We start from the raw sequence: 1729 nt of genomic DNA on the forward strand, positions 1-1729 counted from the left end.
ACATGGCAGCAGCCGCGAGAACAGAGGATGAAACGGATGCGTGATCCGCACTAATTGCGTAACTGCGTTCGTAGAGTCTGCATTCCCAAGTGAGGTACAAGCGCCTGGAGGGGGGCGAGTTCCGCTGGCCGAAAGTGCAGGACGGCGTGATGCGGCTGACGGCCGCGCAACTATCGGCGCTATTGGAAGGACTGGACTGGCGGCGGGTCCACGAGGCGCGCCGGACCCGCGTTCCGGTTCAGGCGGGCTGACCGCGACGAAGTGAATCAGGCTGGATTCCGCTGTCGCGGGCTGTCGGCGAATATGGTCTGATCCGGTCATGACGATGACGGCTGACCAGCTTCCCGACGATCCGGACGCGCTGAAGGCGATGGTCCTGGCGCGCGACGTCGAGAACGCCCGTCTGATCCAGATCATCAAGGAATTGCAGCGTCATCGCTTCGGCCGAAAAGCTGAGACGCTCCCCGAGGATCAGTTGCTGCTGGGACTCGAAGAGGCCGAACAGATCGAGGCTGCCGGTGACGAAGAGCAGGCACAGACTGCTCTTGGCGAACGTCAGGCGCGTGTCGCCAAGCGCCGGGCGAACCGCGGTGCGTTGCCGCCCCATCTGCCGCGCACGGAGATGGTCGTCGACATCGAGGACCATACCTGCCCGTGCTGTCGCAATGGCCTGCACCGGATCGGTGAGGATGTGAGCGAGCGGCTCGATATCGTTCCGGCGCAGCTGCGTGTGATCGTCGTGCGCCGGCCCAAATATGCCTGCCGCGCCTGTGAGGATGTGGTCGTTCAGGCTCCCGCGCCGGCCCGGCTGATCGAGGGTGGTCTTCCGACCGAGGCAACGGTCGCCCAGGTGCTGGTCTCCAAATACGCCGATCACGTGCCGCTCTATCGTCAGGCGCAGATCTATGCCCGGCAAGGCATCAATCTCGATCGTTCCACGCTCGCCGACTGGGTCGGCCGCGCCGCCTGGCATCTGCGTCCGGTGCATGAGCGGCTGCTTGGCAAGCTGAAGTCCTCTCCAAAACTCTTCGCCGACGAGACAACCGCGCCGGTGCTCGATCCGGGCCGCGGCAAGACGAAGACGGGCCAACTCTGGGCCTATGCCCGCGATGACCGACCATGGGAGGGAAGCGATCCGCCGGGCGTCGCCTATGTCTATGCGCCGGACCGAAAGGCCGAGCGTCCGATCGCTCATCTCGCAGGCTTCACCGGAATCCTGCAGGTCGATGGCTATGGCGGCTATCGGGTGCTGGCCGACAAGAGCGGCGTGACGCTCGCCTTCTGCTGGGCGCATGTCCGCCGGCGATTCTATGAGCTGGCAGCAGCCGGTCCCGCGCCGATTGCCAGCGAGGCGCTCAGACGGATCGCCGAACTCTACAAGATCGAGGACGCCATCCGCGGCCGATCGGCCGACGAACGCCTTGCCGCACGTCAGGAGAAGAGTACTCCAATCGTAGCTGCATTCGACCCATGGCTGCGTGAGAAGCTCGGCCTGATCAGTCAGAAGACCAAGCTCGCAGAGGCGATCCGCTACACGCTCTCACGCTGGGAAGGCCTCTCGCGCTTCCTCGAAGACGGCCGCATCGAGATCGACAGCAACGTGGTCGAGCGCTCCATCCGTCCCATCGCCATCTCGGGGTCATTCTGCCCATGTTGGGCAGGAGGTCGAGGTCCATTACCGTTGGCACCCGTATTTCGGACATCGGCTTCGCTGCGAGAACAGCGAAGA

At 64.2% G+C, this 1729-nt stretch carries 2 protein-coding genes; both read left to right on the top strand.

What is annotated here, in order from left to right; genetic code table 11:
* The first annotated feature begins 89 nt into the window (after positions 1–89).
* Positions 90–251 (top strand): IS66 family insertion sequence element accessory protein TnpB, encoded by a 162-nt coding sequence (gene tnpB, locus NKH49_RS34630; protein WP_352930168.1) that lies wholly within the window; start codon positions 90–92, stop codon positions 249–251.
* 68 nt (positions 252–319) lie between these two features.
* Positions 320–1729 (top strand): IS66 family transposase (tnpC, locus tag NKH49_RS34635; RefSeq protein WP_352930170.1); only part of this gene is annotated, 1410 nt, incomplete at its 3' end.

The sequence above is a fragment of the Mesorhizobium sp. M1088 genome (genome assembly GCF_040318575.1).
Classification (GTDB): domain Bacteria; phylum Pseudomonadota; class Alphaproteobacteria; order Rhizobiales; family Rhizobiaceae; genus Mesorhizobium.